The following is a 26,579-nucleotide window of genomic DNA, read 5'->3' on the forward strand; positions in this document are numbered from 1 at the left end:
AACGATTCGCTCACAGATCGGTAACGGCCATTGTGAGATCCGAGCACCACATTGCAACCTCGCTCTCGTACTAGGCTGAAGCTCGTCCTTTCCGCCTCCCGCGGGCCCTACCGCGCAAGGAGAATCACCGTGTCTGCCACAGAGCCGTCGAAGCCGACTCCCCCCGTTCCCGCTCCCCCTGCCGCGCCCCTGCCGCGGAAGGTGCCGACGCCCGCAGCTGTCGCCCCGACGGGAGCAGCTGCCGCAGCCGTCACCGCGTCGTCCGATGCCGCGAAGTGGGGTCGTGTCGCAGACGACGGCACCGTCGAGGTTCGCGAGGGTGAGGAGTGGCGCGTCGTCGGCCAGTACCCTGACGGCACCCCCGACGAAGCTCTCGCATACTTCGTGCGCAAATACGAGGACATCGCTTTCAAGGTGCACACGCTCGAACAGCGTCACCAGGCAGGTGGCGCCTCCGCCGCCGATCTCGTCAAGCAGGCAGGGCATCTCCTCGCCGAGGCGACGGATGCGGCCGCCGTCGGCGACCTCGCCGGACTCCGCGAACGCCTGAACGCCTTGACCTCGTCGCTGTCCGAGGCGACGGCTCAGGAGGCGCAGCAGGCGAAGGAACTGGTCGACAAGGCCATCGCGGAGCGCACCGCCCTCGTCGAGCGCGCCGAGGAGATCGCCGCCCGCGATCTGTCGAAGGTGCAGTGGAAGCAGGTCACCGCTGAGCTCGGCGAGCTCTTCGACGCCTGGCAGGCACAGCAGCAGAACGGTCCGCGCCTGTCGAAGGGCGTCTCGCAGCAGCTCTGGAAGCGGTTCCGCGACGCGCGTGGAACCGTCGACAAGGCACGCCGTGCCTTCTATTCCGAGCTCGACGACACGCACAAGAGCGCCCGCGATGCGAAGACCCGTCTGGTCGAACGTGCGGAGGCCCTCGCACCCCGCGGCGTCGACGGCATCCCGGCGTACCGCACCCTTCTGGACGAGTGGAAGGCCGCGGGCCGTGCCGGGCGCAAGGCCGACGACGCCCTCTGGGCGCGGTTCAAGGCGGCCGGTGACGCACTGTACTCGGCGCGTGCCGAGCAGTCCGCTGCCGAAGAGGCTGACTCCGCCCCGAAGATCGAGGCTCGTCAGGCACTGCTCGAAGAGGCTAAGGCCGTGGCCGATGAACCGAACATCAAGCGTGCGCGTGCACTGCTCACCGGCATCCAGCGCCAGTGGGATGAGATCGGTCGTATCTTCCCCCGCGACAAGGAGCGCGCTCTCGATGATCGACTTCGCGTGATCGAGCAGGCGCTCAAGGCTCGTGAAGAGGTCGACTGGAAGAAGAACAACCCCGAGACCAAGGCACGCGCCAACGACATGAGCTCGCAGCTCCTCGAGGCGATCGAGAAGCTCGAGGCCGAGCTCGCCGCCGCGGAGAAGTCAGGAGACAAGAAGGCGGCCAAGGCTGCCGCCGATGCTCTCGAAGCGCGACGCACCTGGCTCAACGCCCTGGGCGGCTGACCTTCTCCACAGATCCCCGGATCGACTCGGAACGCGGGATGCACCGCGCCAGACTGGCGTGATGCATTCCGCTTTCCTGTACCTGCCCGGCGTTCGCCTCACGATCCCCGAACTCAGCGCGGCGAGGATCGACGGGCACCTGGTCGATCTCGGCGAGGGGTACATCCCCGCTGATCTGATCGAGACCCCGAGTGCGCGAGCGGCTGCGATCGCGACTCTCGTCCCCGTCCACACTGCGGCCTCCGGGCCGTCCGCAGCATGGATTCATGGGGCCGGCGACACGCCACCCGCGCGCCACCACGTCAGGCGCGCGGTCAGCCACCGCATCCGCCCTGCGCTGCCTCCTCGGGTGATCCTGCACGACACCGCGCTTGCTCGAACGGACGTCGTGCTGCTCGGCGGAGTTCCGGTGATGAGCCCTGAGCGCACGATGGTCGACCTCGCCCTCGGACTGCATCGCGACGAGTCGCTGCGGCGATGGATGCTTCTCCTCGCCCACGCCGAACCGGGGCTCGTGCGGATTGCGCTCAGCGAACTCGACACCATGATCCGCGTGCCGGGGAAGCTGGCCGGACGCGGTGCGCTTGAACGACTGCTCGTCAGGACGAGGTGACGCGGTAGACGTCGTACACCGCGTCGATGCGACGCACGGCGTTCAGCACGCGGTCGAGGTGCACGGCGTCGCCCATCTCGAACACGAAGCGGCTGATCGCGAGACGTTCGTCCGTGGTGCTGACCGTCGCCGACAGGATGTTGACGTGGTGCTCGCTCAGCACCCGGGTGACGTCGGAGAGAAGACCAGACCGGTCGAGAGCCTCGACCTGGATCTGCACTCGGAACACGCTCTTCGTCGTCGGCGCCCAAGACACCTCGACGAATCGGTCTTCCTCGCTCTCGAGTGCCTTGACGTTCGGGCAGTCGGTGCGGTGCACCGATACGCCGCTGCCGCGCGTGACGAATCCGACGATCGCATCGCCGGGCACCGGGGTGCAGCATTTCGCGACCTTGACCAGGATGTCGGATGCACCACGCACGAGAACGCCCGAGTCGCCCGAGCGAGGCTCGCGAGAGGGCATGCTGCCGGGGAGATCGATGGGACCCGTGGCAGGGTCGGTCGCCGCGACCAGCGCCGTGACCTTCTCGAGCACCGACTGCGTCGACACATGCCCCTCGCCCACGGCGGCGTACAGCGCCGAGACGTCTTCGTAGCGGAGCTGGTGAGCCACCTCGGCGAACGAGTCCTGACTCATCAGGCGCTGCAGCGGCATGTTCTGGCGACGCATCGCGCGAGCGATGGCCTCCTTGCCCTGCTCGATGGCCTCCTCGCGCCGCTCCTTCGTGAACCACCCGCGGATCTTGTTGCGTGCACGGGTGCTCTTGACGAAGCCGAGCCAGTCCTGGCTGGGGCCGGCATCGGGGTTCTTCGACGTGAAGACCTCGACCACATCGCCACTCTTCAGCTCCGACTCCAGAGGCACGAGACGTCCGTTGACCTTCGACCCCATCGTGCGGTGCCCGATCTCGGTGTGCACTGCGTAGGCGAAGTCGACGGGTGTCGCGCCGGCGGGGAGTCCGACCACACGCCCCTTGGGTGTGAAGACGTAGACCTCTTTGGCGCCGATCTCGAAGCGGAGAGAATCGAGGAACTCCCCAGGGTCAGCGGTCTCCGCCTGCCAGTCGGAGATGTGCGCCAGCCAGGCCATGTCGCTGTCTGATGCGCGCACCTCGGCCTTGCCGCCGTTCATGCGCTCTTTGTACATCCAGTGCGCCGCGACACCGTACTCGGCCTGCTGATGCATCTCGTGCGTGCGGATCTGGATCTCGACCGTGCGTCCGGACGGACCGATCACCGTGGTGTGCAGGGACTGGTAGAGGTTGAACTTCGGGGTCGCGATGTAGTCCTTGAAACGGCCGGGAAGTGGTGTCCATCGCGCGTGGATCGCGCCGAGGACGGCATAGCAGTCGCGCACGGAGGCGACGAGCACCCGGATGCCGATGAGGTCGTAGATGTCGTCGAACTCACGACCTCGCACGACCATCTTCTGATAGACCGAGTACAGCTGCTTCGGGCGTCCGACGACCTTGCCGCGGATGCGGAGATCGCGCAGATCCTCATCGATCTCCTCGACGACCTGAGCGAGGTACTTCTCCCGCTGCGGGGTGCGCTGGGCGATGAGGTTGTGGATCTCGTTGTAGATCTTCGGGTGGAGGACGGCGAACGAGAGGTCTTCGAGCTCCGACTTGATCGCCTGGATACCGAGGCGGTTGGCCAGCGGCGCGTAGATCTCGAGAGTCTCCTTCGCCTTCTTCGCGGCCTTCTCAGGCGGCACGAAGCCCCAGGTGCGTGCGTTGTGCAGCCGGTCGGCGAGCTTGATGAGCAGGACGCGGATGTCCTTCGACATCGCGACGATCATCTTGCGGACGGTCTCGGCCTGCGCGCTCTCGCCGTACTTGACCTTGTCGAGTTTGGTGACGCCATCGACGAGCATCGCGACCTCGTCGCCGAACTCGGCCGTGAGGTCGGTGAGGGCGTAGCCCGTGTCCTCGACGGTGTCGTGCAGCAGTGCCGCCGCGATCGCACGAGGTCCGAGGCCCATCTCGGCGAGGATCTGCGCGACCGCGAGCGGGTGCGTGATGTACGGCTCGCCGCTCTGACGCTGCTGCCCGGCGTGCTTGTCCTTGGCGACCGTGTAGGCACGCTCGATGACCGCGAGGTCGCCCTTCGGATGGTTCGCCCGCACCGTGCGGATGAGATTGTCGAGATCGTTGACCCTGGGCGCGCGGGAGAAGATGCGGGGAACCAGTCGTCTCAGGCTGGATCCCTGCGACGCCGTCTGCGGTTCCGCCATCCGCTCACCTCCGAATCACAACAGCTTACGCGTGCTCTGCGGGGTGCGGCCCCGCAGAGCGGGGACTATCAGGCCTCTGCGGTGGCGAGGCTTCGAGCCTCGCGGATCTTCGCGTCGCGCGCCGCGATCTGCGGCTCGTTCTCACGGAACAGCGAGTACAGCGGCGCGGCGACGAACAGCGTCGAGTACGTCGCGACCAGGATGCCGACGAAGATCGAGAGCGAGATGTCGGTGAGCGACTCGGCGCCGAGCCAGAAGGCGCCGATGAAGAGCACGGCTCCCACGGGCAGTGCCGCGACGACCGACGTGTTGATCGATCGGATGAGCGTCTGGTTCACCGCGAGGTTGACCGATTCGCCGAACGTCCGAGACGAGTTCTCGCCGTCCTCCGTCGTGTTCTCTCTGATCTTGTCGAACACCACCGTCGTGTCGTACAGCGAGTACGCGAGGATCGTGAGGAATCCGATGACGGCGGCGGGCGAGATCTCGAAGCCGGCAAGGGCATAGACGCCGACCGTGATGACGAGCACGTCGAGCAGTCCGATGATCGCGGCCGCAGACATCTTCCACGTGCGGAAGTAGATCGCGAGGATCAGGAAGGTCAGTGCGAGGAAGATCGCGAGCCCCCACAGGGACTGCTTGGTGACGTTCTCTCCCCACGCCGGTCCGATGAACGACGAGGTGACGCTCTCGGGGTCGATGCCGTAGGCGTCTGCGAGGGCGTTGGCGACCTGCTGCGTCTCAGCCGCGCTCATCTGATCGGTCTGGACGCGGATGTCCTTGCCGCCGACGACGACGACCTTGGTCGCCGCTCCCGGCACGACGGACTGCACTGCTGTCGTCGCGGTCTCCTGCTCGAGACTGTCCGGTGCCTGCACGGTGAACTGCGATCCGCCGGTGAACTCGATGGAGAACTGGATCGGGCGGAAGAGGGGCACCAGAGCCGAACCGACGACCAGCACGATCGCGATGATGAACCACAGGCGGCGCTTCGCGACGAACGGGAACGATGTCTTTCCCGTGTAGAGGTTGTTTCCGAACTCGTTCATGGAAGCCATCAGGCGTCCCCCTCGCTTCCGGTGCGGCTGGATCTGTCACCGGCTAGTGCTTCGGCGCGCTTGCGCTCTGCGATGGTCTGACGGCGCTCGGCTTCGCCCTTGGCCCTGGCGTTCTTCGCGCCGCGCCCCGAGGAGGCGGCGGATACAGCGCGGAACTGCGATCGGCTGCGGTACACCGCGCCGAGCGAGTCCGGGTCGAGGCCCGAGAGCTTGTGACCCCCGCCGAAGAACTTCGTGCGGGCGAGGAGCTGCATCACCGGGTGGGTGAAGATCACGAAGATGAACACGTCGATGAGGGTCGTCAGACCCAGTGTGAAGGCGAAGCCCTTCACTGTGGAGTCGGCGAGGATGTAGAGCACGACCGCGGCGAGGATGTTGATCGACTTCGAGATGTAGATCGTCCGCTTGGCTCTGCCCCAGCCGTCTTCGACCGCCGAGGTGATCGACTTCCCGTCGCGCAGCTCGTCTCGGATTCGCTCGAAGTAGACGATGAACGAGTCTGCGGTGAAACCGATCGAGACGATGAGACCTGCGACGCCGGCGAGCGACAGACGGAAGCCGAGTCGCCACGCGAGGATGCAGATGATGACGTAGGTGAGCACCGCCATCACCGCGATCGAGGCGATGATCACCGTTCCGAGTGCCCGGTACACGATCAGCGAGTAGATCGCGACGAGTGCGAGACCGATGAGTCCGGCGATGAGACCGATCTGGAGCTGCTGGGTTCCCAGCGTCGCCGAGATCGTATCGTCGCTCTGCACCTCGAAGCTCAGCGGCAGCGCGCCGAACTTGAGCTGGTCTGCCAGAGCGGTCGCGGACTCCTGATCGAAGTCGCCCGAGATGCTGGGGCGACCGTCGAGGATCTGGCCGTTCATCCGCGGTGCGCTGATCACCGAACCGTCGAGCACGAAGGCGAACTGGTCACGCGGCGAGAGCTCCGCCAGGCGGTTCTGGTTCAGTCGGGTGCTGACCTCGCCGAACGCCTCGGCGCCGTCGCCGTTCATCGTGAGCTGCACGTTCCACGCACCGGACTGCGGATCGCGGCCGGCGGTGGCGTCCGTGATCGCATCACCGGTGAGCTCTGTCGGACCGAGCAGGTACTTCGCCTGACCGGAGGGATCGCACGCGATGAGCGGCTGATCCTTGGGCGCATTCGACGGATCGTTGTCGGGGTTGGCGCAGTCGTACGCCTGGAACTCGGCCGCGAGCTTCTCAGTGACCCATGACAGGTCGCTCGCATCCGTCGGCTCGGCGGTCGGGGTGTCGTTCACCGAGTCGTCCGGCGCCGGGTAGGCAGTCTCGTTGCCGTCCTCACCCACGAAGGTGTTCGTCCCCGCGGTCGTGGCGAGCACGGGGCGGAACTCCAGCTGCGCGCTGGACTGGATGCGGGCGCGGGTCTGCTCGTCGGCCACACCAGGGATCTGGACCACGATGTTGCGGCCGCCCTCGGTGGTGATGTCGGCCTCGGCCACGCCCGACGCGTCGACGCGCTGACGGATGATCGACGCGGCCTGGTCGAGCTGCTCCGGCGAGGGCGCAGCTCCATCCTCGGTCTCCGCGCTCAGCACGATCTGCGTGCCGCCCTGAAGGTCGAGCGCGAGCTCAGGGGTCCAGGAGCTCTTCTCGAACACGTGGACGCCGAGGGCGTTGATGCCGAAGAGGACGCCCGTCACCAGGAGCAGGCCCATGAGGACCCGCCAGGCATGACGGACCGGGGAAGAAGTGGCCACGTGTGATCAGCTTTCTAAGATGCCGGAGTGCCGAGGTGGTGCAGCGCGGAGGCTACTTGTCGTCGGCGTCGCGCTCGAGACGACGACGGGTCTCTTCGGTGGTCTCGATGGCCGGAGCGTCGTCGACGATCGGAGCCTCGTCGATCACGACGACCGAGTCGTCAGCGTCTTCGATGAGAGCGTCCTTGGGCTCCACGATGCGCAGGATCGCCTGGCTGTGCACCTCGATGACCGTGCCGGGCGCGATCTCGACGAGCGCGGGCGAATCGAGGTCATCGTGGTCGTAGGCCACGATCGTGCCGTAGATGCCGCCCTGCAGAAGCACCTTGACACCGGGAACGGTCTTGGTGGCCTTCTCCTCCTGCTCTGCCTTCATCTGCTTCTGGCGCTTGCGTCCGTTGACGAACATGAAGACGACGAGCACGGCGAGAAGGCCGAAGAGGAGGATTTCCATGGGCATGGTGGCGAAGGGCCTTTCTCAGGTGCGCGCACCAGAAAACGGGCGCGCAGTTCTATCGGGGGAAGTCTTCAGTGATTATAGGTCATCAAGACGAAGTGCCCCATCGGGGTGTGCGATGCCGAGGTGGCTGTAGGCCTCCGGCATCGCCACTCGGCCGCGTGGTGTCCGGCCGAGGAATCCGATGCGCACGAGGTAGGGCTCGACGACGCTCTCGACGGTCTCGGCCTCTTCGCCGACCGCGACCGCGAGTGTGCTGAGGCCGACGGGACCGCCGCGGAAGCGGCGCACGAGAGCCTCGAGGACAGCCCGGTCGAGGCGATCGAGACCGATGGGGTCGACGTCGTAGAGCTCGAGCGCTGCCCGAACTCCGTGCAGCGACGCCTCTCCGCCTCCGTGGACGAGCGCGTAGTCGCGCACCCGGCGGAGAAGGCGGTTCGCGATTCGGGGCGTGCCGCGCGACCGGCGCGCGATCTCCGAGAGCGAATCGTGGGGCAGATCGACACGCAGCATGAGAGCCGAGCGAGCGATCACCCGTTCGAGCTCGGGCTCGTCGTAGAACTCGAGATGGCCGGTGAACCCGAAGCGATCGCGCAGCGGGTTCGGGAGGAGCCCTGAGCGGGTGGTCGCGCCCACGAGCGTGAACGGGGCCAGATCCAGAGGGATGCTCGTCGCGCCCGCCCCCTTTCCGACCATGATGTCGATGCGGAAGTCCTCCATCGCGAGGTACAGCATCTCCTCCGCCGAGCGCGCCATCCGGTGGATCTCGTCGATGAACAGCACCTCACCGGGTACGAGGCTGGAGAGCAGAGCGGCGAGGTCGCCCGCATGCTGGATCGCCGGTCCGCTCGAGAGCCGCAGCGGGCGCTCGCTCTCATGCGCGACGATCATCGCCAGCGTGGTCTTGCCGAGTCCTGGAGGGCCCGCGAGCAGGATGTGGTCGGGCGGACGGTTCTGGATGCGCGCGGCATCGAGCAGGAGCTGCAGCTGCCCGCGCACCTTCTGCTGGCCGACGAACTCGCCCAGGCTCGTAGGGCGCAGCGCGCCCTCGATCGCGAGCTCGGTGTCGTCCGACGGCTCGGCGGCGTCGCGGACGTCAGACACGCGCCGGCCCCAGGAGAGCCAGGGTGCGGCGCAGGAGCGGCGCCACGTCGGATCGCTCTGCCTCAGAGGCCTCGGCGGCGGTCTGAGCGGCCGCTTCGGCGGCCACCTTCTCGGACCACCCGAGGCCCACGAGAGCGGCGGTCACCTGGTCGACGACATCGACCGGACCGGACTTCGTCGGCTTCGACCCGGCGCTCACAGGATGCACCTTGCCCGCGAGCTGCAGGACGATGAGCTTGGCCGTCTTCGGTCCGATCCCGGAGACACGCCGGAACGGCGCGTCGTCCTCGCCGGTCACGGCCTCCGCGATCTGGTCGACGGTGAGGTGCGAGAGCACGCCCAGCGCGGACTTCGGTCCGACTCCGGTGACGCTGATCAGCAGGCCGAAGATCTCCAGCTCGCTGCGATCGGCGAAGCCGAACAGCGACAGGGAGTCTTCGCGGACGATGAGGCTCGTGTGCAGCAGCAGCTTCTCGCCGACGGTAGCGGTGTGTGCCACGTCGGCGGGAACCGCGACCGAGAATCCGACGCCGCCGACGTCGATGATGACCTGATCGGCGGTCGAGTGGAGAACAGCGCCGTGCAGCGAGGAGATCATCCGACCAGCCTACGCACCCGATCGTAGATATGTTCGAGCGACACGCTCCGCGTCAGCCCATGCCTTCTGGGCGGGCGTCAACGACTCCTGCCCGGGCGCCCCGGCCGCTCCTCGTCGCCAGGCGTGACAGAGCGCGATCGCCAGCGCGTCCGCGGCATCGGGCGGTTGCGGAGGAGCGTCGAGGCGGAGGATCCGAGCGATCATCGCCTGGACCTGACGCTTGTCGGCAGAGCCGTAGCCCGTCACAGCCGCCTTCACCTCGCTCGGAGTGTGCGTCGCCGCAGGAAGGCCGGCCTCGGCGGCGAGCAGCAGCGCCACGCCGCTCGCCTGCGCCGTTCCCATCACGGTGTGGGTGTTCTGCTGTGCGAACACCCGCTCGACCGCGACCGCGTCGGGGCGATGCGTCTCGATCACCTCGCGGATGCCGGCGGCGACCAGCGCGAGTCTTTCGCCGATCGGGAGGTCAGGCGCAGAGCGGATCACTCCGACGTGCACGAGCGTGCCCCGACGAGCGCGGTCCACATCGACCACGCCGACGCCGCATCGGGTGAGACCCGGGTCGATGCCGAGCACGCGAAGCGAGGAGGAGGTCACTCCCCCAGGCTAAGCGTCGTACCGAGGGGCGAGCCGTCGGCGCGCCTACGCGTCGTCGTTCTCGAGCTCGGCCTGCACGTCGGCAGTGAGATCGAAGTTCGTGAAGACGTTCTGCACATCCTCGCTGTCTTCGAGCGCATCGATGAGGCGGAAGATCTTGCGTGCGGTGTCTGCGTCGATCTCGACCTTGAGGTTCGGCACGAACTCCACATCGGCCGACTCGTAGTCGATGCCGGCCTCCTGGAGCGCGCTGCGCACGGTGACGAGGTCGGTCGCCTCGGTGATGATCTCGAAGCCCTCGGCGTGCGGCTCGATCTCTTCGGCTCCTGCCTCGAGAGCGGCCATCATGACGTCGTCCTCGGTCGTCCCCTCGGAGCCGACGACGATGACGCCCTTGCGGCTGAAGTTGTACGCGACGCTGCCGGGGTCGGCGAGAGTGCCGCCGTTGCGGCTGAGCGCCGTGCGCACCTCGGCCGCCGCGCGGTTCTTGTTGTCGGTCAGACACTCGATCATCATGGCGACGCCGTTCGGCCCGTAGCCCTCGTACATGATCGAGGTGTACTCGACCGCTTCGCCGCCGATGCCCGCTCCGCGCTTCACCGCGCGGTCGATGTTGTCCTTGGGGACCGAGGTCTTCTTCGCCTTCTGGACGGCGTCGAAGAGGGTCGGATTGCCCTGCAGGTCGGCTCCACCGAGCTTGGCGGCGACCTCGATGTTCTTGATGAGCTTGGCCCAGGACTTGGCGCGCCTGGAGTCGATGATGGCCTTCTTGTGCTTCGTGGTGGCCCACTTGGAATGCCCGGACATATTTCTCCGCTCGTCGTATCCGCCCGTGGGCTCGGCCCAGGGCATCGTCCATTCTATCGAACCATGATCGCGCCATGCGGCTGCACACGTGTCGAGGGGCTCCGGTGCGCCGCTGGTGGCGTCGGACCGACGCCGGACGCTCCCCCTCTGGCGTGACGCGCCGCGCGGGTGTACTCCTGACTCATGGACGACAGCGTCGACGATGACAGGATCCGCGGATTGGAAGCCGCTCACCGCGCGGCGCTGGAGTTCCTCGGCTCGCTCGACGACAGACCGGTGTGGCCGCGCGCCACCCTCGCCGACATGCTCGATGCATTCGGTGGATCGTTGCCCGCCGAGGGCATGAGCGCCGAGGCTGTCATCGACGAGATCGCGTCACGGGCGGATCCCGGCCTCGTCGCGATCCCCGGCGGACGCTTCTTCGGATTCGTGATCGGCGGCACGCATCCCGCAGCTCTCGCCGCCGACTGGCTCGTCTCGGCCTGGGACCAGAACTCGGGTTCGGCTCTGCTCACGCCGACCACCGTCGCTCTGGAGCGCGTGGCGGGACGATGGATGCTCGACATCCTCGGCCTGCCCGAGTCGGCGAGCGTGGGCTTCGTCACGGGCGGCCAGATGGCGAACTTCACCTGCCTCGCGACGGCGCGCAACGCCGTACTCGCCCGAGCGGGATGGGACCTCAGCGAACACGGGCTGCGGGAATCTCCGCCGATCCGGTTCGTCGTCGGCGCCGACCGTCACGGGTCGATCGACCGAGCGGCCCGCTTCCTCGGGATCGGCCGCAGCGAGATCACCGTCGTCGAATCCGATGACGAGGGGCGCATGCGCCCCGACGCGTTGAGCGAGGTCCTGGACAGCGGCTCAGGACCGGCCATCGTCTGCCTTCAGGCCGGTGAAGTGCACACCGGAGCGTTCGACGACTTCGCGGCACTCGTGCCGATCGCCCACGAGCACGGCGCCTGGGTGCACGTCGACGGGGCCTTCGGCCTGTGGGCCGCCGCATCCGAGTCGCTCCGGCCGCTCACGATGGGCATGACCGACGCCGACTCGTGGGCGACCGATGCGCACAAGACACTCAACGTGCCCTACGACTGCGGCATGGCCATCGTCCGCGACCCGGCCGACTCGATCGCCGCGTTCCGCACCGGCGGCGACTATCTGATCTACACGAGCCTGGATCCGTGGGATGTCACCCCCGAGCTGTCCCGTCGTGCACGCGGCGTCCCCGCCTGGGCGGCGATGCGCAGTCTGGGACGGGACGGCATCGCCCACCTGATCGACGGGCTGCACGAGAACGCGGTCGCGATGGCCGAGGGGCTTGCCACGATCGACGGCATCCGCATCCTCAACGACGTAGGCTACACACAGGTCATGTTCCGGCTCGAAGACGACGATGCGACCCGCGCCCTCGGTGAGGCCGTTCTCGTCGAGGGCACGGCCGCTCTGACCGGCGCCGAATGGCGGGGTCGCGCAGCGCTGCGCTGTTCGATGTCGTCCTGGGCGACGACCCGAGCCGACATCGACCGCACGGTCGGGGCGATCCGGACCCTTGTGGCCGGATGAGCCGCGTCGAGTCCGATCACTCGCCCCCAGCGGGCAGGCCCACCTTCGGCCGAGCCCACGAGCGACCGCGGGTGTCCTTGAGGATGTCGTACTCCACGTCCACGTGCGGTTCGATCGCGCTGTACTTGTCGTTCGGCGCACCGATCACGAGCTGGAAGCCGAGACCCCGCCACGCGCCGATCGCCCGTTTCGTGAAGTGCGCATCGGCCTTGATGAGCGCCTCGTCCATGAACACCGGCGCGTATCGAGGACGCGCAGCCCCCGCGTCGCCGAGCTGATATCGCAGCGCGGCACCCACGATGAACGCGACGAGCTCCTGAGACTCTCCGCCCGACTTCTCGCCGATGTGGTCGTAGAGCGCGACGTGCTCCCGGGTCGTGGCGTGGATCCGCTCGGCGCTCACCCTGACGTGGTTGCGCACATCGATGAGCTCGGCGAAGTCCGGTGCGGTTCGCCGCATCCGGCCGATGAGGCGACTCATCCTCCGGTAGACGCTCTCGCGATCGGCGTCCGTCGTCGCCGCCTCGATCAGTCCCCGCACCTCGCGCAGCTCCCTGCGGAACCGTCTGCGTGCCTCTGACTGGTTCTCGCGCGGCGTGATCTGCAGGCGATGCTCGTCGTCGTAGAACGGCAGCTCCTCCATGATCCGGTTGATCGGGTCGATGCGGTTCTTGATCTCGCGCAGCGAGCGGCCGAGAGTCGAATCGAGACTCGTCAGATCGTTTCCGGAGAGCTTGAGGAGGCTGTCTCTCCACTCGGACTCGAGCTCGTGCAGCCCGTTGGTCTCGAGTGCCTCGAGAATGCCCTCGAACTCGGCGACGGACTCGTCGGGGTCGGGCAGGATCGTGAGCGTGTCCCAGCGCTCGAGGAACCCGGTCATCAGGCGCCGCATCTGCTCGCGCTGGTCGGCGTGCGCCGCGGCTGCCGACGTGCGATCCTCGAGCAGCCTGGTCGCCGCGGTGCGCAATGCGGAATCGAGGTGGGCGAGTCGCTCCGACGCCGTGACGCTGACGGCCGCGTCCGCACCGAGGAAGCGCGCGTCGAGGAAGGAACGGTGCCGCTCCTCGAGCGCAGTCTCCGCCGCCTCCGCCGCATCGACGATCCGCTGACAGGCGTCGACCTGGTCGGTCACCTCGACCCAGCGGTCCTGAGCGAGCGTGAGATCGCCGCCGAGGCGGGAGTTCTCGTCACGAAGCCGGGCCGCACGCTTCCTGAGTTCCTCGGCCTGAGCTCGCAGCTCCGCGATCTTCGGATTCTCGTCGGTGACCTCGGCCTCGACAGCCAGCCACCGAGAGCGCTCGGCCGAGACGGCCCCGACGTCGATCTGATCCCAGGTGAGGTCCTCGATCTTCGCGTGCGCCTTTGCTGTGGCCTCGATCCTGTCGAGGCCCGCCTCCGCCTCCGCAGCCGCCGTTGCCGCAGCATCCCGTCGACTCTCCAGATCGCTGATCTGCTCGTCGAGCTCCCGCAGCCGGCGGGCGTTCGAGAACCCGAGAATGTTCGCGCGGCCGTGCCCGCCGTGCGACCCGCGGTCGCCCTGCGAGACCTGTCCCGAGAGTGTGAGCGCGCGAGGGTGCTCGGCGAGCTCGGCCGAGGAGTCGACGCACACGTACTCGAACCGTTCGCGGAGTCGCTGCTGGAGCCACCCGGTGAACGGCGTGGAGCGGTGATCGAGACGACCGGGGAGCGTTCGCGGGTCCGCCGTCGTCGACTCGGCGAGCCCGGTGTGCACGCCTTCGTAGCTGATGCGCTCGGCGGTGCGCACCGTGTCGATGGCGGCGCGGAACCGCCCGAGGTTCGAGACATCGATCAGCAGCGTCCGCGCGAATCCGCCGAGCGCGAGGTTGAACGCGTCCCGCCAGGGCTCGAACTCGGTGCGGACCTCGATCAGCTCGCCGACGAAGGGCAGATCCGTCGGAGCGAGCCCGGCCGCCTGAGCGAGCAGGGCTCGCGACTCGTGCAGATGCGCAGGAATGCTCCCCCGCAGCTCTCGGGTGCGGTCCCGCTCGGCACGCACCCGGGCCAGCTCCGTCTCCGCCGTCCGGCGCGCGGACTCGGCGTCCGCGAAGGCCGCACGCGCATCCCGGAGACCCGCCTGCGGGAGTTCGCGACCGAGGCCGGCGAGCAGGTTCTCGAACCCGGCGGCATCATGCACCTCGACGCCGAGCTCCCCGGCCAGGGCGTCGAAACGAGCTCGCTCGCGCTGGATGTCCTCGAGTCGGCGCTCGACGCCGCGCAGCTCGCGCTGGGCGGTCTCGAGACGATCGCCTCCCGACTGTCGCAGCACATCGAGAAGCCCCTCGCGCTCGACCTCGGCCGCGGCGATGAGGGCGTTCTTCTCTCTGACCGCCAGGTGGAGGGCCTGGGTCCGGTCGCGCAGGTCCGTCTCCACCTCGCGCAGCAGGTCGAGACGACGCTCGGCGCTCCACAGAGCTGCGAGAGAGGTCGACTCGGAGAAGACCCCGACCTCGTCCACGACCCGCATCCGCTCCGTCGCTGCCTCGATGCGCTGCGAGATCCCGCGGATCGGCTCGAGTGCCGCCACCTGCTGCTTGGCGACCAGCATCCGCGTGCGTGTGCTCTCCAGCTCATCGAAATGAGCGACCACCGCGTCGGCGGTCGCCATCGTCTCCGGCTCCTCGAGCACGAGCTTCTTGTACAGGTCGTCGACCGTGGTGATCTGCTGGCCGGCCTGGATGCGGGCGAGGAGGCTGATCGCCTTCGCGCCCGAGCCTGCGGCGCCGATACCGAGCACGGCATGCAGGCGCGCCGAGAACTCGCGATCGGTCGCGACGGGATCGAGCCCGACGGCGCGCACCGACGCATCGCTGAGACGCTGCGCCGCGCCCCGCTCGAGCCGGCTGAGATCGAAGGCGCCGTCGATCGTGGCGCGCAGCCTGGTGGTGTCTTCGAGCGTGCGGGCGTCCGCAGGGATGTACCACCCGCGCACCGCCGTGAAGCGGGAGCCGTCGTGGTCCAACCAGGTCATCGAGACGGCACTCCACGTGTCCTCGCCGTCGCCGCGCAGCACGCGGAGCTTCGTGCCCTCGTCGGTGCGGGACTCGTCGATCTTGCCCCGACCGTACGACAGGATGTTCCGCTGCTCCTCGCCGCGCGGCCGCCCGGTCACCCCGCCGTTCGAGGCACCGTTGAACGGAGTCGTGTGCGGCATCATCAGGGCGATGTAGCCGTCCATGAGCGTGGACTTGCCCGACCCCGAGCCGCCGCACAGCAGCGTGGCATCCGGCGAGAACCGCACCCGGTGCGGTCCGCCGTCGTAGCCGCCCCAGTTGATGAGCTGCAGCTCCTCAGCGACCCACTGCTGGCCGCGGGAGCGCGCGGGGATCATCCCGAAGAGCGTGTCCATCATCGTCATCGCGCCACCACCGCCTGGGCCCGCAGCCACTCGCGCAGCTCCTTGAGCGTCTCGGCGCTGAGCACCACCTCGACGAGCGCGGTGATCCGATACCGCCCGCTGGTCTCCTCCTGCACGATGCCCTCTCGGTCCAACCTGTCCAACGCGCTGCGGATCGCTCTCTGCTGCTTCGCGGTTCCGCCGTCCACGTCGGCGAAGTAGCTGAGGACCGTCTGCTCGACGTCCTCGATGTCGATCCGCACGGAGCCCTCGCCCGACGCCGACTCGCGCTGATAGACGGTCCGCAGGTGCACCAGGACGAGCGTCTCCGCACGGGAGTACGGAGAGTCCTTCAGCAGCACGGGCATCTCGACCTCATCGGAGCGCAGCTGCTGCTTGTACGCGAAACCTCGGGCATGATCGATGATCAGCCGCAGGTAGATGTCGTTGAGTCGCGACTCGATGACCTGCTGATGCTCGAGCAGCAGGGTCCACTCCCGGCGGTTGCGCTCCATCGAGATGAAGCGGCGCTGGAGGAGGTGCACGAGCACCCGCCTGATCTCCGGGTCGAGCGTTCCGCGGTCACCCGGGAAGTGCGCCTCGAGGTCGTCCTCCATCGCCGTGGGGGCGATGAAACCCTCGTCCGCGACGGCTGTGGTGAGGTCGTCGTCACTCATCTGCATCTTCTTTCGTGCTGCGGGCGGTCACGGTGCCGAAGGCGAACCGGCGAGTCGTCCCGTCGGGTCTCAGGGCTTCGACCGTCGAGATCCCGTCACCGTCCGTGAGTCCATTGCGGTGCGCGATCTCGAGAAGGCCGAGGAGATCGACCGGACGTCTGGCCGCGTCAGGCACCGCCCTGAACGCCTCTGCGAGATCGAAGTCTGCATCGAGCCCGGCGAGGTACGCCTCGAGCTCCGCATATCGCGGACCGCCCCACGCCCGGGTGTCGTGATCGAGGAAGTCGACATCGTCCGCGTCGGCGAGGGGCGCCGGAGCACGAGGAGGACGGATGTCGCTGGTGGTCTGACGCAGATGCCCGAGGTCGATCAGCGGCATGCTGCGCACCGGGTCGACGACGGTCGCGGGGCCGGACCACCCGTGGAGTCCTGCGATGACGTCTCGGAGGAGGTCGTCGATCTGACGATCACGCAGCGGATCGTGGGTCTTCACCTGTCCGGTGATGACATGCGAGGCGTGGCGCTGAGCGGCCAGCACCTCCTCGACCCCCAGCTCCACTCGTCGCGCGATCGCGTCGAGCTCGGCACGCTGCGTGCCGTCGAGCATGCGGGCGAAGGGCAGGTCGAGAAGGCCGCGGAGCTGCTCGGTGAGGGCGTCGATGCGGTCAGGGTCGCCGATCAGGCGCAGGGCTCCCGCGAAGGCGCGTCCCTCCGGGGTCGACTGCATCACGTCCTGCGCACGCTGGAGGTACTCGCGCAGCACCTCGCTCGTCGGCCTCTCGTCCCTTCGGAGGTGGGCGACGACGTCGCGCTGCATCGCTCTGAGCGACTCGGCCACACGAGTGAAGTCGGCGGGGAGCTCGCGCGCCAGGTGCAGCACGTTCTCCGCTTCCTCGAGGAGCTCCTCGTCGTCCGTAGGGTCCGCGTGTCCGGTTTCCTGGATGCGAGCGATCTCGGCGTCGAGCAGATCGCGCTCCGCGCGCAGTCGTGACAGGCGACGAACCGGGTCGACCTCGGCGCTGACGGAGAGATGATCCACGGCATCCAGCAGGGTGCGGACGCGGGAGTTCGACACTCGAGTGCGCCCCCCGCCGGTGCGGCCCGAGATTTCGAGTGCGGCGACTGCGTGAGCAGACAGACGATAGACCTCGACGTCGTCATCGATCTGCTGGATCAGCCAGCCGAGACGCACCCAGTTGCGGCATACGTCACGTCCGGTTCCCGAGGGCAGTTTCCGGTCGTCCTCGTCGTACCCCGCCGCGCGGAGCTCGTCGAGCACCTCGGCCAGTTCGGCGTGCGCATCAGCGACCGCGACCGAGGCCCTGTCTGCATTGAACAGAAGGGAGAGTGATGCGACGACGAAAGGGGCGAACCGTCCGTGCAGGAGATCGAGGGTAGGGGTGCTGAATGCGGTGACGGCACGCGCATACGCGGCCTCAGCCCTGGATCCAGTCACTCGAACGAGAATAGTCCGCCCTCAGGCCCGCGCTTGTCATGCCGCGGTCCGTGGCGGGTCGCACCACAGCACGTCAGCCCCTGGCGACGTACTCCCGGACCCCCTCGAGGAACATCTCGTGGAACCGTGTCTCGCCGTCGACCTCGGGATGGAAGCTCGTTCCGAGGAGCGCTCCCTGCCGCACCGCGACGATCCCGCCGTCCGGCAGCGAGGCGAGCACCTCGACTCCCTCGCCTGCGCGTTCGACGATCGGCGCACGGATGAACGTCGCGTGCACCGGCACATCGCCCAGCAGCGGCACGTCGAGCCCGATCTCGAACGACTCGGTCTGACGACCGAAGGCGTTGCGGCGCACACTCACGTCCATGCCGCCGAACGACTGCTGCCCCTCGATGCCGTCGAGCACCTCGTCGGCGAGGAGGATCAGCCCGGCGCAGGTGCCGTACACCGGAAGCCCGGCAGCGATCGCGGCGCGGATCGGCTCCTGCATCCCGAAGATGCGCGACAGCTTGTCGATCACGCTCGACTCGCCGCCGGGAATGACGAGGCCGTCGACGGCCGCCAGCTCCTCCGGGCGACGCACCGGCGCGACCTCGGCGCCGAGCCCGGCGAGCAGGGTGGCGTGCTCGCGCACGTCACCCTGCAGAGCGAGGACGCCGATCCGTGGGTTACCAGCCACGCTCGGCCAGGCGGTGCGGTGCGGGGAGGTCGGAGACGTTGATGCCGACCATCGCCTCTCCGAGCCCGCGCGAGACCTCCGCGATGACCTTCGCGTCGTCGAAGAACGTGGTCGCCTTGACGATCGCCTTCGCGCGTTCGACCGGGTTGCCCGACTTGAAGATGCCGGATCCGACGAACACGCCGTCGGCACCGAGCTGCATCATCATCGCGGCGTCAGCAGGAGTTGCCACACCGCCGGCGACGAACAGCACGACGGGGAGCTTGCCGGTCTCGGCGATCTCCGCGACGAGCTCGTACGGTGCCTGCAGCTCTTTCGCCGCGACGAACAGCTCGTCCTTGGGCAGTGCCGTGAGAGCGGCGATCTCGCCGCGGATCTTGCGGATGTGCTTCATCGCCTCGGAGACGTCGCCGGTGCCGGCCTCGCCCTTGGAGCGGATCATCGCGGCCCCCTCGTTGATGCGGCGGAGCGCCTCGCCGAGGTTGGTGGCACCGCAGACGAACGGCACCGTGAAGCCGTACTTGTCGATGTGGTTCACGTAGTCGGCGGGCGACAGCACCTCGGACTCGTCGATGTAGTCGACACCGAGCTCCTGCAGAACCTGCGCCTCGACGAAGTGGCCGATGCGCGCTTTGGCCATGACGGGAATCGAGACCGAGGCGATGATGCTGTCGATCATGTCGGGATCGCTCATTCGCGAGACGCCGCCCTGCGCGCGGATGTCGGCGGGGACGCGCTCGAGGGCCATGACGGCGACGGCTCCGGCGTCTTCGGCGATCTTCGCCTGGTCCGCCGTGACGACATCCATGATCACCCCGCCCTTGAGCATCTCGGCGAGACCGCGCTTGACGCGCGACGATCCGGTGGTGGTCTGTTCTGTCATGAGAGCTCCTGTCGGGGAAGCACGATGTGCGTGGGTGTCGAACGATGTCTCGTTTGATCTAGGCCAAACAGTAGCACTGTCCGGAACGACCTAGAATCAGTGCTGAGGACCCATGAGCGACCAGATCACCGGAACGACCGCAGCGGACATCGCCGACAGCGTGCGCGGCCTGCGCGACCGCGGAGTCCTGCGCGCAGGCAGCCCCCTTCCGCCTGTCCGCGAGCTCGCCGCGACACTCGGCGTCAACCGCAACACGGCGGTCGCCGCATACCGGCAGCTCGCCCAGGCGGGGATCGTCATCTCGCGCGGCCGGGCCGGCACTGTCATCACGGGTCTCGAGACTGTCGCACAGGAAGGCTATGCATCAGACACCGTGCTGCGCGACGTCGGCACAGGCAACCCCGACCCGCGGCTGATCCCCGATCCGTCGCAGGCACTCGCCACGGTCGCAGGGCGACCCGTGCTCTACGGAGAGCCCGTCATCGACCGCGGTCTCGAGCTCTGGGCGCGCGAGTGGATCGCCGGCGACATCGGTCACGTCGACTTCGGCATCACCGTGACCAGCGGAGCGGTCGACGCCGTGGAGCGTCTGCTCGCCCAAGCGCTGATGCGCGATGACGCCGTCGCGCTCGAAGATCCCTGCTTCCTGGCCAGCATCCACACGGTGCGGCTCGGGGGGTACCGTGCGGTCCCCGTGCCCGTCGACGACCAGGGCATGACGGTTCAAGGACTTCGCGACGCGCTGGATGCCGGCGTCCGCGCCGTGATCTGCACTCCCCGAGCCCAGAACCCGACCGGCGCGAGCCTCACGGCCGCCCGGGCCGCCGAGCTGCGCGCCGTGCTCGCCAACCACCCATACGTCCTGGTCATCGAGGATGATCACTTCTCGATGCTGTCCCACCGGCCTTACGAGTCGCTCATCGGACCGGAGCACCGACGGTTCGCCCTCGTGCGCTCGGTCTCGAAGTTCCTCGGTCCCGACATGTGCCTCGCGATCGCCGCGACCGACGCGACCACGGCTGAGCGCCTCGCCATGCGGCTCAGCCCCGGCACCACATGGGTGAGCCACCTGCTGCAGCGCCTCACGCTGACCCAGCTCACCGACGACTCGGTCGTCTCGCGGATCGCCGAGGCCCGTGAGCACTACGCCGCCAGGAACACCGCGTTCGCCACCCGTCTGCGCGAGCAGGGACTCGACTCCCCCGCCACCGACGGGCTCAGCCTGTGGGTCGAGCTCCCGAAGCCGGCGCGGATCGTCGCAGAGCGACTGATGCGACGCGGCTGGCTGGCACGCACAGGGGACGATTTCGCCCTCGACGAGCGAGCCGAGCCCTCACACCACCTGCGACTCACCGTGCACGATCTGTCCGACGACGACGCGGACACGCTCGTCGCCGATCTCGTCGCGGCCGTGCGATGATCACCCGCTGCGGGATCCTTCCCGCCCTCACTGAAAGGATCGGAGAATGAAGATCCTCTCCATCCAGTCCGCCGTCGCGTACGGCCATGTCGGAAACTCCGCCGCAGTCTTCCCCCTGCAGCGCATCGGCGTCGAGGTGCTCCCGGTCTACACGGTGAACTTCTCGAACCACACCGGCTACGGCGCCTGGCGTGGCCCGTTGATCGATCCGAACGACGTTCGTGAGGTCATCACGGGCATCGAGGAGCGCGGAGTGTTCGGCGAGATCGACGCGGTGCTCAGCGGTTATCAGGGTGGCGAGGGCATCGGCGATGTGATCATCGACGCGGTCGCGCGCGTCAAGGCGGCCAATCCTGACGCGGTATACGCCTGCGACCCGGTCATGGGCAACGCGAAGTCAGGATGCTTCGTCGCACCCGCCATCCCGATCCTGCTGCGTGAGAAGGTCGTCCCTGCCGCCGACATCATCACCCCGAACCAGTTCGAGCTCGGCTTCCTCACCGGCACTGAGCCCGACACGCTCGAGTCCACACTCGCCTCGGTCGACCTCGCGACGGCGATGGGTCCGCGCACGGTGCTCGTCACGAGCGTGGAGCGTCCCGACCGCGAGGAGGGCACCATCGAGATGCTCGTCGCCGACCCCGCCGGAGCGTGGATCGTGCAGACGCCCCGCCTCCCGATGAAGGCCAACGGCTCGGGCGATGTCACCGCGGCCCTCTTCACGGCGCACTACGTCGAGACCGGCGACGCGAAGACGGCGCTCGAGCGCACGGCATCCAGCGTGTTCGATCTGCTCGCCGCGACGCTCGAGGCGGGGGCGCGCGAACTGCAGCTCGTCGAGGCGCAGGAGTTCTACGCGAACCCGAGGATGCAGTTCACCGCACGCCAGGTGCGCTGACCCGCCGCTCTACGGCTTCGGCCAGGCGTCCGCCACGGCTTCTCGCACTTCGCCGAGCAGCTGGGGCAGCGCTTTGGTCTTGGCGATGATCGGGAAGAAGTTGGCGTCCGACGTCCACCGAGGCACGATGTGCTGGTGCAGGTGGCCGTCGACACCGGCACCGGCGACGGCGCCCTGGTTCATCCCGATGTTGAAGCCGTCGCAGCGCGACACCTCCCGCAGCACACGCATTCCGATCTGGGTCAGCACGCCGATCTCGGCGACCTCTTCTGGCGTGGCCTGGTCGTAGGTGCCGATATGGCGGTACGGGCAGACCAGGAGGTGCCCCGAGTTGTACGGGAAAAGGTTGAGCAGCACGTAGGCCGTCTCACCCCGGGCGACGATCAGCCGCTCGGCATCCGGGAACTTCGGCGCCTCACAGAACGGGCACTCCTCGCGCAACGGCTCGGGGCCCGCCTGGATGTACGCCATCCGGTGCGGAGTCCACAGCCGCTGGAACTCGTCGGGGACACCGGCGAACTCGCCGGCGTCCTCCCACGGCTCGGAGGGGGTCGTCACGCCAGATCCCCTGCCGTCTGCACGAGCGTGTGCGCATCGATCGCGGCACGGATGCGCGACACGGCATCGGAGATCGGCACGCCGTTCTCCTGCGTGCCGTCGCGGTAGCGGAACGAGACGGTGCCCGCGTCGCGGTCCTTCTCCCCCGCGATCAGCAGCAGCGGGACCTTGCCGGTCGTGTGCGTGCGGATCTTCTTCTGCATCCGGTCGTCGGAGTCGTCGAGCTCGGCGCGCACGCCCTGTGTACGGAGCGTCTGGACGATCTCGCCCAGGTAGTCGGCGAATTCGTCGGCCACGGGGATGCCCACGACCTGCACGGGAGACAGCCACACGGGGAAGTCGCCCGCGTAGTGCTCGAGCAGAATGGCGAAGAACCGCTCGATCGAGCCGAACAGGGCACGGTGGATCATGATCGGACGCTTCTTCTGCCCGTCCTTGTCCATGTACTCGAGTTCGAAGCGCTCGGGCAGGTTCGGGTCGACCTGCACGGTCGACAGCTGCCAGGTGCGGCCGATCGCGTCGCGCGTCTTCAGGTCGATCTTCGGTCCGTAGAATGCCGCCTCACCGGGGACCTCCGTGAGCTTGAGCCCGGATGCCACGGCGACACGACGCAGGGCATCCGTCGACGACTCCCAGAACTCGTCGGAGCCGATCCACTTGGACTTCTCGTCGTCCTTCATCGACAGCTCGAGCTCGAAGTCGGTGAGACCGAAATCGCGCAGCATCGACAGGATGAACTCGAGGACCTTCGAGACCTCCGCCTCGAGCTGATCGGGCGTGACGAAGAGGTGCGAGTCGTCCTGGGTGAAGCCGCGCACGCGGGTGAGTCCGTGCAGCGCGCCCGAGAGCTCGTTGCGGTAGACGGTGCCGTTCTCGGCGAACCGCAGCGGCAGGTCACGGTAGCTGCGCGCACGCTCCTTGTAGATCAGGATGTGCATCGGGCAGTTCATGGGCTTCAGGTAGTAGTCCTGGCCCTGCTTCGTGATGTTGCCCTCGTCGTCGCGCTCCTCGTCCATGACGATCGGCGGGTACATGCCCTCCTTGTACGTGACGAGGTGGTTCGAGGTGAGGAAGAGGTCTTCCTTCGAGATGTGCGGGGTGTACACATACGTGTAGCCGCCCTCGATGTGACGCTTGCGCGCGTGCTGCTCCATCTCGCCGCGGACGACTCCGCCGCGCGGGTGCCAGACCGAGAGACCCGAGCCGATCTCCTCGGGGAAGGAGAACAGGTCGAGCTCCTTGCCGAGCCGGCGGTGGTCGCGCTTGGCGGCCTCCTCGAGACGGTGCTGGTACTCACGCAGCTCGTCCTTCGACGGCCAGGCGGTGCCGTAGATGCGCTGCAGCTGCGGGTTCTTCTCGCTGCCCCTCCAGTACGCGGCGGCGATGCGGGTGAGATCCCAGCCGTTGCCGATCATGCGGGTGTTGGGCAGGTGCGGGCCGCGGCAGAGATCCTTCCAGACCACCTCGCCGTCGCGCGTCGTGTTGTCGTAGATCGTCAGCTCGCCCTCGCCGACCTCGACCGATGCGCCTTCGGCTGCTTCTTTGCCGCCCTTGAGGCCGATGAGCTCGAGCTTGAACGGCTCGTCGGCGAGCTCTGCACGCGCCTCGTCGTCGGTGACGACGCGGCGCACGAAGCGCTGACCCTCCCGGACGATGCGCTGCATCTCTTTCGTGATGGCCTTGATGTCCTCGGGCGTGAACGGAGTGTCGACGCCGAAGTCGTAGTAGAAGCCGTCGTTGATGGGCGGGCCGATGCCGAGGTTCGCCTGCGGGTTGATCCGCTGCACCGCCTGCGCGAGCACGTGAGCCGCCGAGTGACGGAGGATGTTCAACCCGTCGGGGCTGTCGATCGTGACCGGCTCGACCTCGTCGGCGTCGGTCACTGTCGCGGCGAGGTCCTTGAGGGTTCCGTTGACGCGCATCGCGACGACTGAACGGTCAGAGAACAGGGCGAAGCCGTCTTTCGGCTGAGCATTTTCAGGCACTGCACACTCCATCTGGGTCTGGATCTAGGCTACTCGCATGGCCGGGGGCGATTGACCGCTACGACACCGTCTCGGAGGCCGTGTTCGCCGCTGTCGGCGCCAAAATGATGATCGCCGCTCCGACGAGCGCGATGGCGGATCCGACCCAGTCCCAGATCGTCGGCTTGAAGCCGTCGACGATGATCCCCCAGGCCAGCGAACCTGCGATGAACACGCCGCCGTACGAGGCCAGCACTCGTCCGAAGTTCGCATCCGGCTGGAGCGCCGCGATGAAGCCGTAGGCGCCGAGCGCCATGACGCCGAGCACCGCGAACAGCCACCCTCGATTCTCTTTGACCGCCTGCCAGATCAGCCAGGCCCCGCCGATCTCGGCGACGGCGGCGAGCACGAACAGGATGCTGATGCGCAGGATGGTCATGGCTCCCAGTGTGGCGCAGAGCCGCGCACCGGACCGCTCCGCTCAGGCTCCGGCGACGACCATCCCCGACTCGTAAGCCAGGATGACGAGCTGGGCCCGGTCGCGAGCGTCGACCTTCGCCATGATCCGATTCACGTGGGTCTTCGCGGTGTGCGGCGAGATCGTGAGTCTCGCAGCGATCTCCGTGTTCGGGAGCCCCTCGGCGACGAGCGTCAGCACCTCGCGCTCGCGCGGGGTCAGGAGAGCGAGGGCGGTGGTCCATCGCGCGGCGGGGTCCGGTCCGCTGCGCCGGACCGAGCGAGCGATCAGGGCGCGCGTCGCGGTCGACGACAGCAGGGCCTCTCCCCCGTGGACTAACCGCACCGCGCGGACGATCTCCTCGGGTTCCGCAGCCTTGCCGATGAAGCCGCTGGCACCTGCGCGAAGTGCCGCGACCACGTTCTCGTCCTCTTCGAAGGTGGTCAGGATCAGAACCCGCGGCTGATCGGCAGCGTCGTTCTGGTCGCGGATGAGCGCTGTGGCGGCGATGCCGTCCAGCTCCGGCATCCTGATGTCCATGAGCACGACGTCGGGTGCGGTCGTCTTGGCCAGACGCACCGCATCGAGACCGTTCGATGCCTCACCCGCGACCACGAGGCCACCGTCGATGAGGATGTCCCGCACAGCGTGTCGCACGAGCGGCTGGTCGTCTGCCACGAGCACCGAGACGGTCATGGCGCCCCGACGCTCTCGACCGGGATCCACGCCTCGAGTGAGAAGACCCCTCGGTCGCTGCCGAAGTGTGCGGCTCCGCGCACCGCTCCGAGCCGCTCCTGGATGCCGCGGAGCCCGTTGCCGGGGCTCTGCGAAGCGGGTGAGACGGCTCTGCTCGGGTTCACGACCGTCACGTGCAGGGCCGCGCTCTCGATGCGCAACGCGACCGTCGCGGTGCCCCCGAGGCCGTGTTTGTGGGCGTTCGTGAGCGCCTCCTGCAGCACCAGATACGCGACGTGGTCACTCGCCGGCGAGAGGGCGAATCCGTCGTCGTGTCGCCGAAGGTCGACGCGGAGACCGCCGCGCCGGAATCTCTCGACGAGGGTGTCGAGATCCGCCAGGCCGCGCTGCGGACGGAGCTCATCGTGGTCGTCGGGTGCGTCAGAGCGGAGCAGCGACATGAGGCCTCCGATATCGCTGAGCACGGTGCGAGATGCGCTGCGCACCGTGGTGAGTGCCTCTCTGGCGCGCTCCGGCCTGGTGTCGAGCGCCGAGGAGGCGACACCGGCATTCAGGCTGATCACGGCGATCTGGTGGGCCACGACATCGTGGAGGTCCCTGGCGATGCGCACCCGTTCCTCGGCGACACGTCTGCGTGCCTCGTCATCGCGGGTCCGCTCGGCGCGCTCCGCGCGCTCGGTCATCGCGGCAGCGAACTCTCGGCGTGACCTGGCGGCGTCTCCGAGCGCGCCGCCGAGGGCCAGGAGCAGGACGAACTGCAGCGCGGTCGAGTCGAGGAGATCCCCCGCGAGCGCCCAGCCGTTCGAGAGGAACGCGACGACGGCGGAAGCTCCGACCGCGATCAGTCCGATGCCGCGGCCTCGTCGATCGATTGCCGCGTAGCAGCCGAAAGCCGCGGCGACGAGCGCGCTCGGAGCGATGGTGCCCGCTGCCGCCGACGCGACGGCGCAGACCAGACAGATCGCCAGCACCGCGAGCGGCCAGCGACGACGGAAAGGCATGGCCGCGGCGGGGAGGAGCGCCGGTGCGAGGAGAAGGCCTCGCGCCCGGAAGGACTCATCGGGGAACGGCAGAACCGCGAAGACCACGATCAGCGCGACGACCACGACATCATTCGGCCGAAACCCGTCGCGAGATTCACGGATCGTCGGCATACCTCCAGTATTCCGTGTGTCGGCGTCTCCCGGATCGTCCTGCCGGATGACATCCGCATACCGCAGACGCGGTACGCGGGTGTCTGCCGAGGGCTGACGCGCAGGCACTCCGCGTTCGTCAGGCTGGAGAG

23 protein-coding genes are annotated in these 26,579 nt (G+C 67.9%); 5 read left to right on the forward strand and 18 right to left on the reverse strand.

Annotation, left to right across the window (positions count from 1 at the left end; genetic code table 11):
* Positions 1-129 precede the first annotated feature (129 nt).
* The gene (locus ACZ0AA_RS04390) at positions 130-1,491 is read left to right on the forward strand and encodes a DUF349 domain-containing protein (RefSeq protein WP_400860255.1); all 1,362 of its coding nucleotides are present in this window, start codon (positions 130-132) and stop codon (positions 1,489-1,491) included.
* Between the two features lie 61 nt (positions 1,492-1,552).
* On the forward strand, positions 1,553-2,104 hold the full coding sequence (locus ACZ0AA_RS04395) for a type IV toxin-antitoxin system AbiEi family antitoxin (protein WP_463512230.1): 552 nt from the start codon (positions 1,553-1,555) through the stop codon (positions 2,102-2,104).
* Here the strand turns inward: ACZ0AA_RS04395 and ACZ0AA_RS04400 are convergent.
* From ACZ0AA_RS04400 to ACZ0AA_RS04435, 8 genes are all read right to left on the reverse strand, one after another.
* Positions 2,091-4,340, reverse strand: coding sequence for a RelA/SpoT family protein (locus tag ACZ0AA_RS04400; protein ID WP_400860251.1), 2,250 nt, complete (start codon positions 4,338-4,340; stop codon positions 2,091-2,093). The genes ACZ0AA_RS04395 and ACZ0AA_RS04400 overlap by 14 nt on opposite strands.
* Before the next feature lie 68 nt (positions 4,341-4,408).
* Entirely contained in the window at positions 4,409-5,398 is a 990-nt protein-coding gene (secF, locus tag ACZ0AA_RS04405) for a protein translocase subunit SecF (protein ID WP_400860249.1), read from the reverse strand.
* A complete protein-coding gene (gene secD, locus ACZ0AA_RS04410) occupies positions 5,398-7,128 on the reverse strand; it encodes a protein translocase subunit SecD (protein WP_400860247.1) in 1,731 nt (576 codons plus the stop codon). Before secD ends, secF begins: the two co-directional genes overlap by 1 nt.
* Before the next feature lie 52 nt (positions 7,129-7,180).
* A complete protein-coding gene (locus ACZ0AA_RS04415; protein WP_400860245.1) occupies positions 7,181-7,582 on the reverse strand; it encodes a preprotein translocase subunit YajC in 402 nt (133 codons plus the stop codon).
* Positions 7,583-7,663: 81 nt separating this feature from the next.
* Positions 7,664-8,689, reverse strand: a complete 1,026-nt coding sequence (ruvB, locus tag ACZ0AA_RS04420; protein ID WP_400860243.1) for a Holliday junction branch migration DNA helicase RuvB — start codon at positions 8,687-8,689, stop codon at positions 7,664-7,666.
* Entirely contained in the window at positions 8,682-9,287 is a 606-nt protein-coding gene (gene ruvA, locus ACZ0AA_RS04425) for a Holliday junction branch migration protein RuvA (protein WP_400860241.1), read from the reverse strand. The genes ruvB and ruvA overlap by 8 nt, the downstream gene beginning before the upstream one ends.
* A gap of 9 nt (positions 9,288-9,296) precedes the next feature.
* Positions 9,297-9,881 carry a crossover junction endodeoxyribonuclease RuvC gene (gene ruvC / locus ACZ0AA_RS04430; RefSeq protein WP_311257202.1) on the reverse strand — a complete coding sequence of 195 codons (585 nt, stop codon included), beginning with the start codon at positions 9,879-9,881 and terminating at the stop codon, positions 9,297-9,299.
* A gap of 45 nt (positions 9,882-9,926) precedes the next feature.
* Complete coding sequence (locus ACZ0AA_RS04435; RefSeq protein ID WP_056510015.1) at positions 9,927-10,688, reverse strand: YebC/PmpR family DNA-binding transcriptional regulator; 762 nt, start codon at positions 10,686-10,688, stop codon at positions 9,927-9,929.
* A gap of 183 nt (positions 10,689-10,871) precedes the next feature.
* Here ACZ0AA_RS04435 and ACZ0AA_RS04440 point away from each other — a divergent pair, with 183 nt between their 5' ends.
* The gene (locus ACZ0AA_RS04440) at positions 10,872-12,251 is read left to right on the forward strand and encodes a pyridoxal phosphate-dependent decarboxylase family protein (protein WP_463512231.1); all 1,380 of its coding nucleotides are present in this window, start codon (positions 10,872-10,874) and stop codon (positions 12,249-12,251) included.
* Positions 12,252-12,267: 16 nt separating this feature from the next.
* On the opposite strand, the gene ACZ0AA_RS04445 is transcribed toward ACZ0AA_RS04440, so the two are convergent.
* The 5 genes from ACZ0AA_RS04445 to pdxS all read right to left on the reverse strand — a co-directional run bounded on the left by ACZ0AA_RS04445 (position 12,268) and on the right by pdxS (position 19,301).
* A complete protein-coding gene (locus ACZ0AA_RS04445) occupies positions 12,268-15,627 on the reverse strand; it encodes an ATP-binding protein (protein ID WP_463513820.1) in 3,360 nt (1,119 codons plus the stop codon).
* Entirely contained in the window at positions 15,624-16,283 is a 660-nt protein-coding gene (locus ACZ0AA_RS04450) for a DUF4194 domain-containing protein (protein WP_400860237.1), read from the reverse strand. Before ACZ0AA_RS04450 ends, ACZ0AA_RS04445 begins: the two co-directional genes overlap by 4 nt.
* Positions 16,276-17,739, reverse strand: a complete 1,464-nt coding sequence (locus ACZ0AA_RS04455; RefSeq protein ID WP_463512232.1) for a DUF3375 domain-containing protein — start codon at positions 17,737-17,739, stop codon at positions 16,276-16,278. Before ACZ0AA_RS04455 ends, ACZ0AA_RS04450 begins: the two co-directional genes overlap by 8 nt.
* Before the next feature lie 73 nt (positions 17,740-17,812).
* Positions 17,813-18,418, reverse strand: a complete 606-nt coding sequence (gene pdxT, locus ACZ0AA_RS04460; RefSeq protein ID WP_400860233.1) for a pyridoxal 5'-phosphate synthase glutaminase subunit PdxT — start codon at positions 18,416-18,418, stop codon at positions 17,813-17,815.
* Entirely contained in the window at positions 18,408-19,301 is an 894-nt protein-coding gene (gene pdxS, locus ACZ0AA_RS04465) for a pyridoxal 5'-phosphate synthase lyase subunit PdxS (protein WP_400860232.1), read from the reverse strand. Before pdxS ends, pdxT begins: the two co-directional genes overlap by 11 nt.
* A gap of 112 nt (positions 19,302-19,413) precedes the next feature.
* On the opposite strand from pdxS, the gene ACZ0AA_RS04470 reads away from it, so the two are divergent.
* Entirely contained in the window at positions 19,414-20,721 is a 1,308-nt protein-coding gene (locus tag ACZ0AA_RS04470) for an aminotransferase class I/II-fold pyridoxal phosphate-dependent enzyme (protein WP_463512233.1), read from the forward strand.
* Positions 20,722-20,767: 46 nt separating this feature from the next.
* Complete coding sequence (gene pdxY / locus ACZ0AA_RS04475; RefSeq protein WP_463512234.1) at positions 20,768-21,619, forward strand: pyridoxal kinase PdxY; 852 nt, start codon at positions 20,768-20,770, stop codon at positions 21,617-21,619.
* Positions 21,620-21,628: 9 nt separating this feature from the next.
* Here the strand turns inward: pdxY and ACZ0AA_RS04480 are convergent, their stop codons facing one another.
* The 5 genes from ACZ0AA_RS04480 to ACZ0AA_RS04500 all read right to left on the reverse strand — a co-directional run bounded on the left by ACZ0AA_RS04480 (position 21,629) and on the right by ACZ0AA_RS04500 (position 26,448).
* Entirely contained in the window at positions 21,629-22,177 is a 549-nt protein-coding gene (locus ACZ0AA_RS04480; RefSeq protein WP_400860227.1) for an HIT family protein, read from the reverse strand.
* On the reverse strand, positions 22,174-24,099 hold the full coding sequence (thrS, locus tag ACZ0AA_RS04485; RefSeq protein ID WP_463513821.1) for a threonine--tRNA ligase: 1,926 nt from the start codon (positions 24,097-24,099) through the stop codon (positions 22,174-22,176). The genes ACZ0AA_RS04480 and thrS overlap by 4 nt, the downstream gene beginning before the upstream one ends.
* Positions 24,100-24,220: 121 nt before the next feature.
* Positions 24,221-24,580, reverse strand: coding sequence for a YnfA family protein (locus ACZ0AA_RS04490; RefSeq protein WP_463512235.1), 360 nt, complete (start codon positions 24,578-24,580; stop codon positions 24,221-24,223).
* A 42-nt stretch (positions 24,581-24,622) separates the two neighbouring features.
* A complete protein-coding gene (locus ACZ0AA_RS04495) occupies positions 24,623-25,294 on the reverse strand; it encodes a response regulator (RefSeq protein WP_463512236.1) in 672 nt (223 codons plus the stop codon).
* On the reverse strand, positions 25,291-26,448 hold the full coding sequence (locus ACZ0AA_RS04500) for a sensor histidine kinase (RefSeq protein WP_463512237.1): 1,158 nt from the start codon (positions 26,446-26,448) through the stop codon (positions 25,291-25,293). The genes ACZ0AA_RS04495 and ACZ0AA_RS04500 overlap by 4 nt, the downstream gene beginning before the upstream one ends.
* Between the last annotated feature and the right edge of the window lie 131 nt (positions 26,449-26,579).

The sequence above is a fragment of the Microbacterium sp. AC035 genome (assembly GCF_979258485.1).

Excerpts from the sequence above, each read along its gene's own strand:
- ACZ0AA_RS04415 (WP_400860245.1), bottom strand. The coding sequence starts at position 7,582 with ATGGAAATCCTCCTCTTCGGCCTTCTCGCCGTGCTCGTCGTCTTCATG.
- pdxY (WP_463512234.1), top strand. The coding sequence starts at position 20,768 with ATGAAGATCCTCTCCATCCAGTCCGCCGTCGCGTACGGCCATGTCGGA.
- ACZ0AA_RS04445 (WP_463513820.1), bottom strand. The coding sequence starts at position 15,627 with ATGACGATGATGGACACGCTCTTCGGGATGATCCCCGCGCGCTCCCGC.
- secF (WP_400860249.1), bottom strand. The coding sequence starts at position 5,398 with ATGGCTTCCATGAACGAGTTCGGAAACAACCTCTACACGGGAAAGACA.
- ACZ0AA_RS04440 (WP_463512231.1), top strand. The coding sequence starts at position 10,872 with ATGGACGACAGCGTCGACGATGACAGGATCCGCGGATTGGAAGCCGCT.
- ACZ0AA_RS04500 (WP_463512237.1), bottom strand. The coding sequence starts at position 26,448 with ATGCCGACGATCCGTGAATCTCGCGACGGGTTTCGGCCGAATGATGTC.
- ACZ0AA_RS04490 (WP_463512235.1), bottom strand. The coding sequence starts at position 24,580 with ATGACCATCCTGCGCATCAGCATCCTGTTCGTGCTCGCCGCCGTCGCC.
- ACZ0AA_RS04435 (WP_056510015.1), bottom strand. The coding sequence starts at position 10,688 with ATGTCCGGGCATTCCAAGTGGGCCACCACGAAGCACAAGAAGGCCATC.
- ACZ0AA_RS04495 (WP_463512236.1), bottom strand. The coding sequence starts at position 25,294 with ATGACCGTCTCGGTGCTCGTGGCAGACGACCAGCCGCTCGTGCGACAC.
- ruvA (WP_400860241.1), bottom strand. The coding sequence starts at position 9,287 with ATGATCTCCTCGCTGCACGGCGCTGTTCTCCACTCGACCGCCGATCAG.
- ACZ0AA_RS04450 (WP_400860237.1), bottom strand. The coding sequence starts at position 16,283 with ATGAGTGACGACGACCTCACCACAGCCGTCGCGGACGAGGGTTTCATC.
- pdxS (WP_400860232.1), bottom strand. The coding sequence starts at position 19,301 with ATGACAGAACAGACCACCACCGGATCGTCGCGCGTCAAGCGCGGTCTC.
- ACZ0AA_RS04400 (WP_400860251.1), bottom strand. The coding sequence starts at position 4,340 with ATGGCGGAACCGCAGACGGCGTCGCAGGGATCCAGCCTGAGACGACTG.
- thrS (WP_463513821.1), bottom strand. The coding sequence starts at position 24,099 with ATGCGCGTCAACGGAACCCTCAAGGACCTCGCCGCGACAGTGACCGAC.
- ACZ0AA_RS04395 (WP_463512230.1), top strand. The coding sequence starts at position 1,553 with ATGCATTCCGCTTTCCTGTACCTGCCCGGCGTTCGCCTCACGATCCCC.
- ACZ0AA_RS04470 (WP_463512233.1), top strand. The coding sequence starts at position 19,414 with ATGAGCGACCAGATCACCGGAACGACCGCAGCGGACATCGCCGACAGC.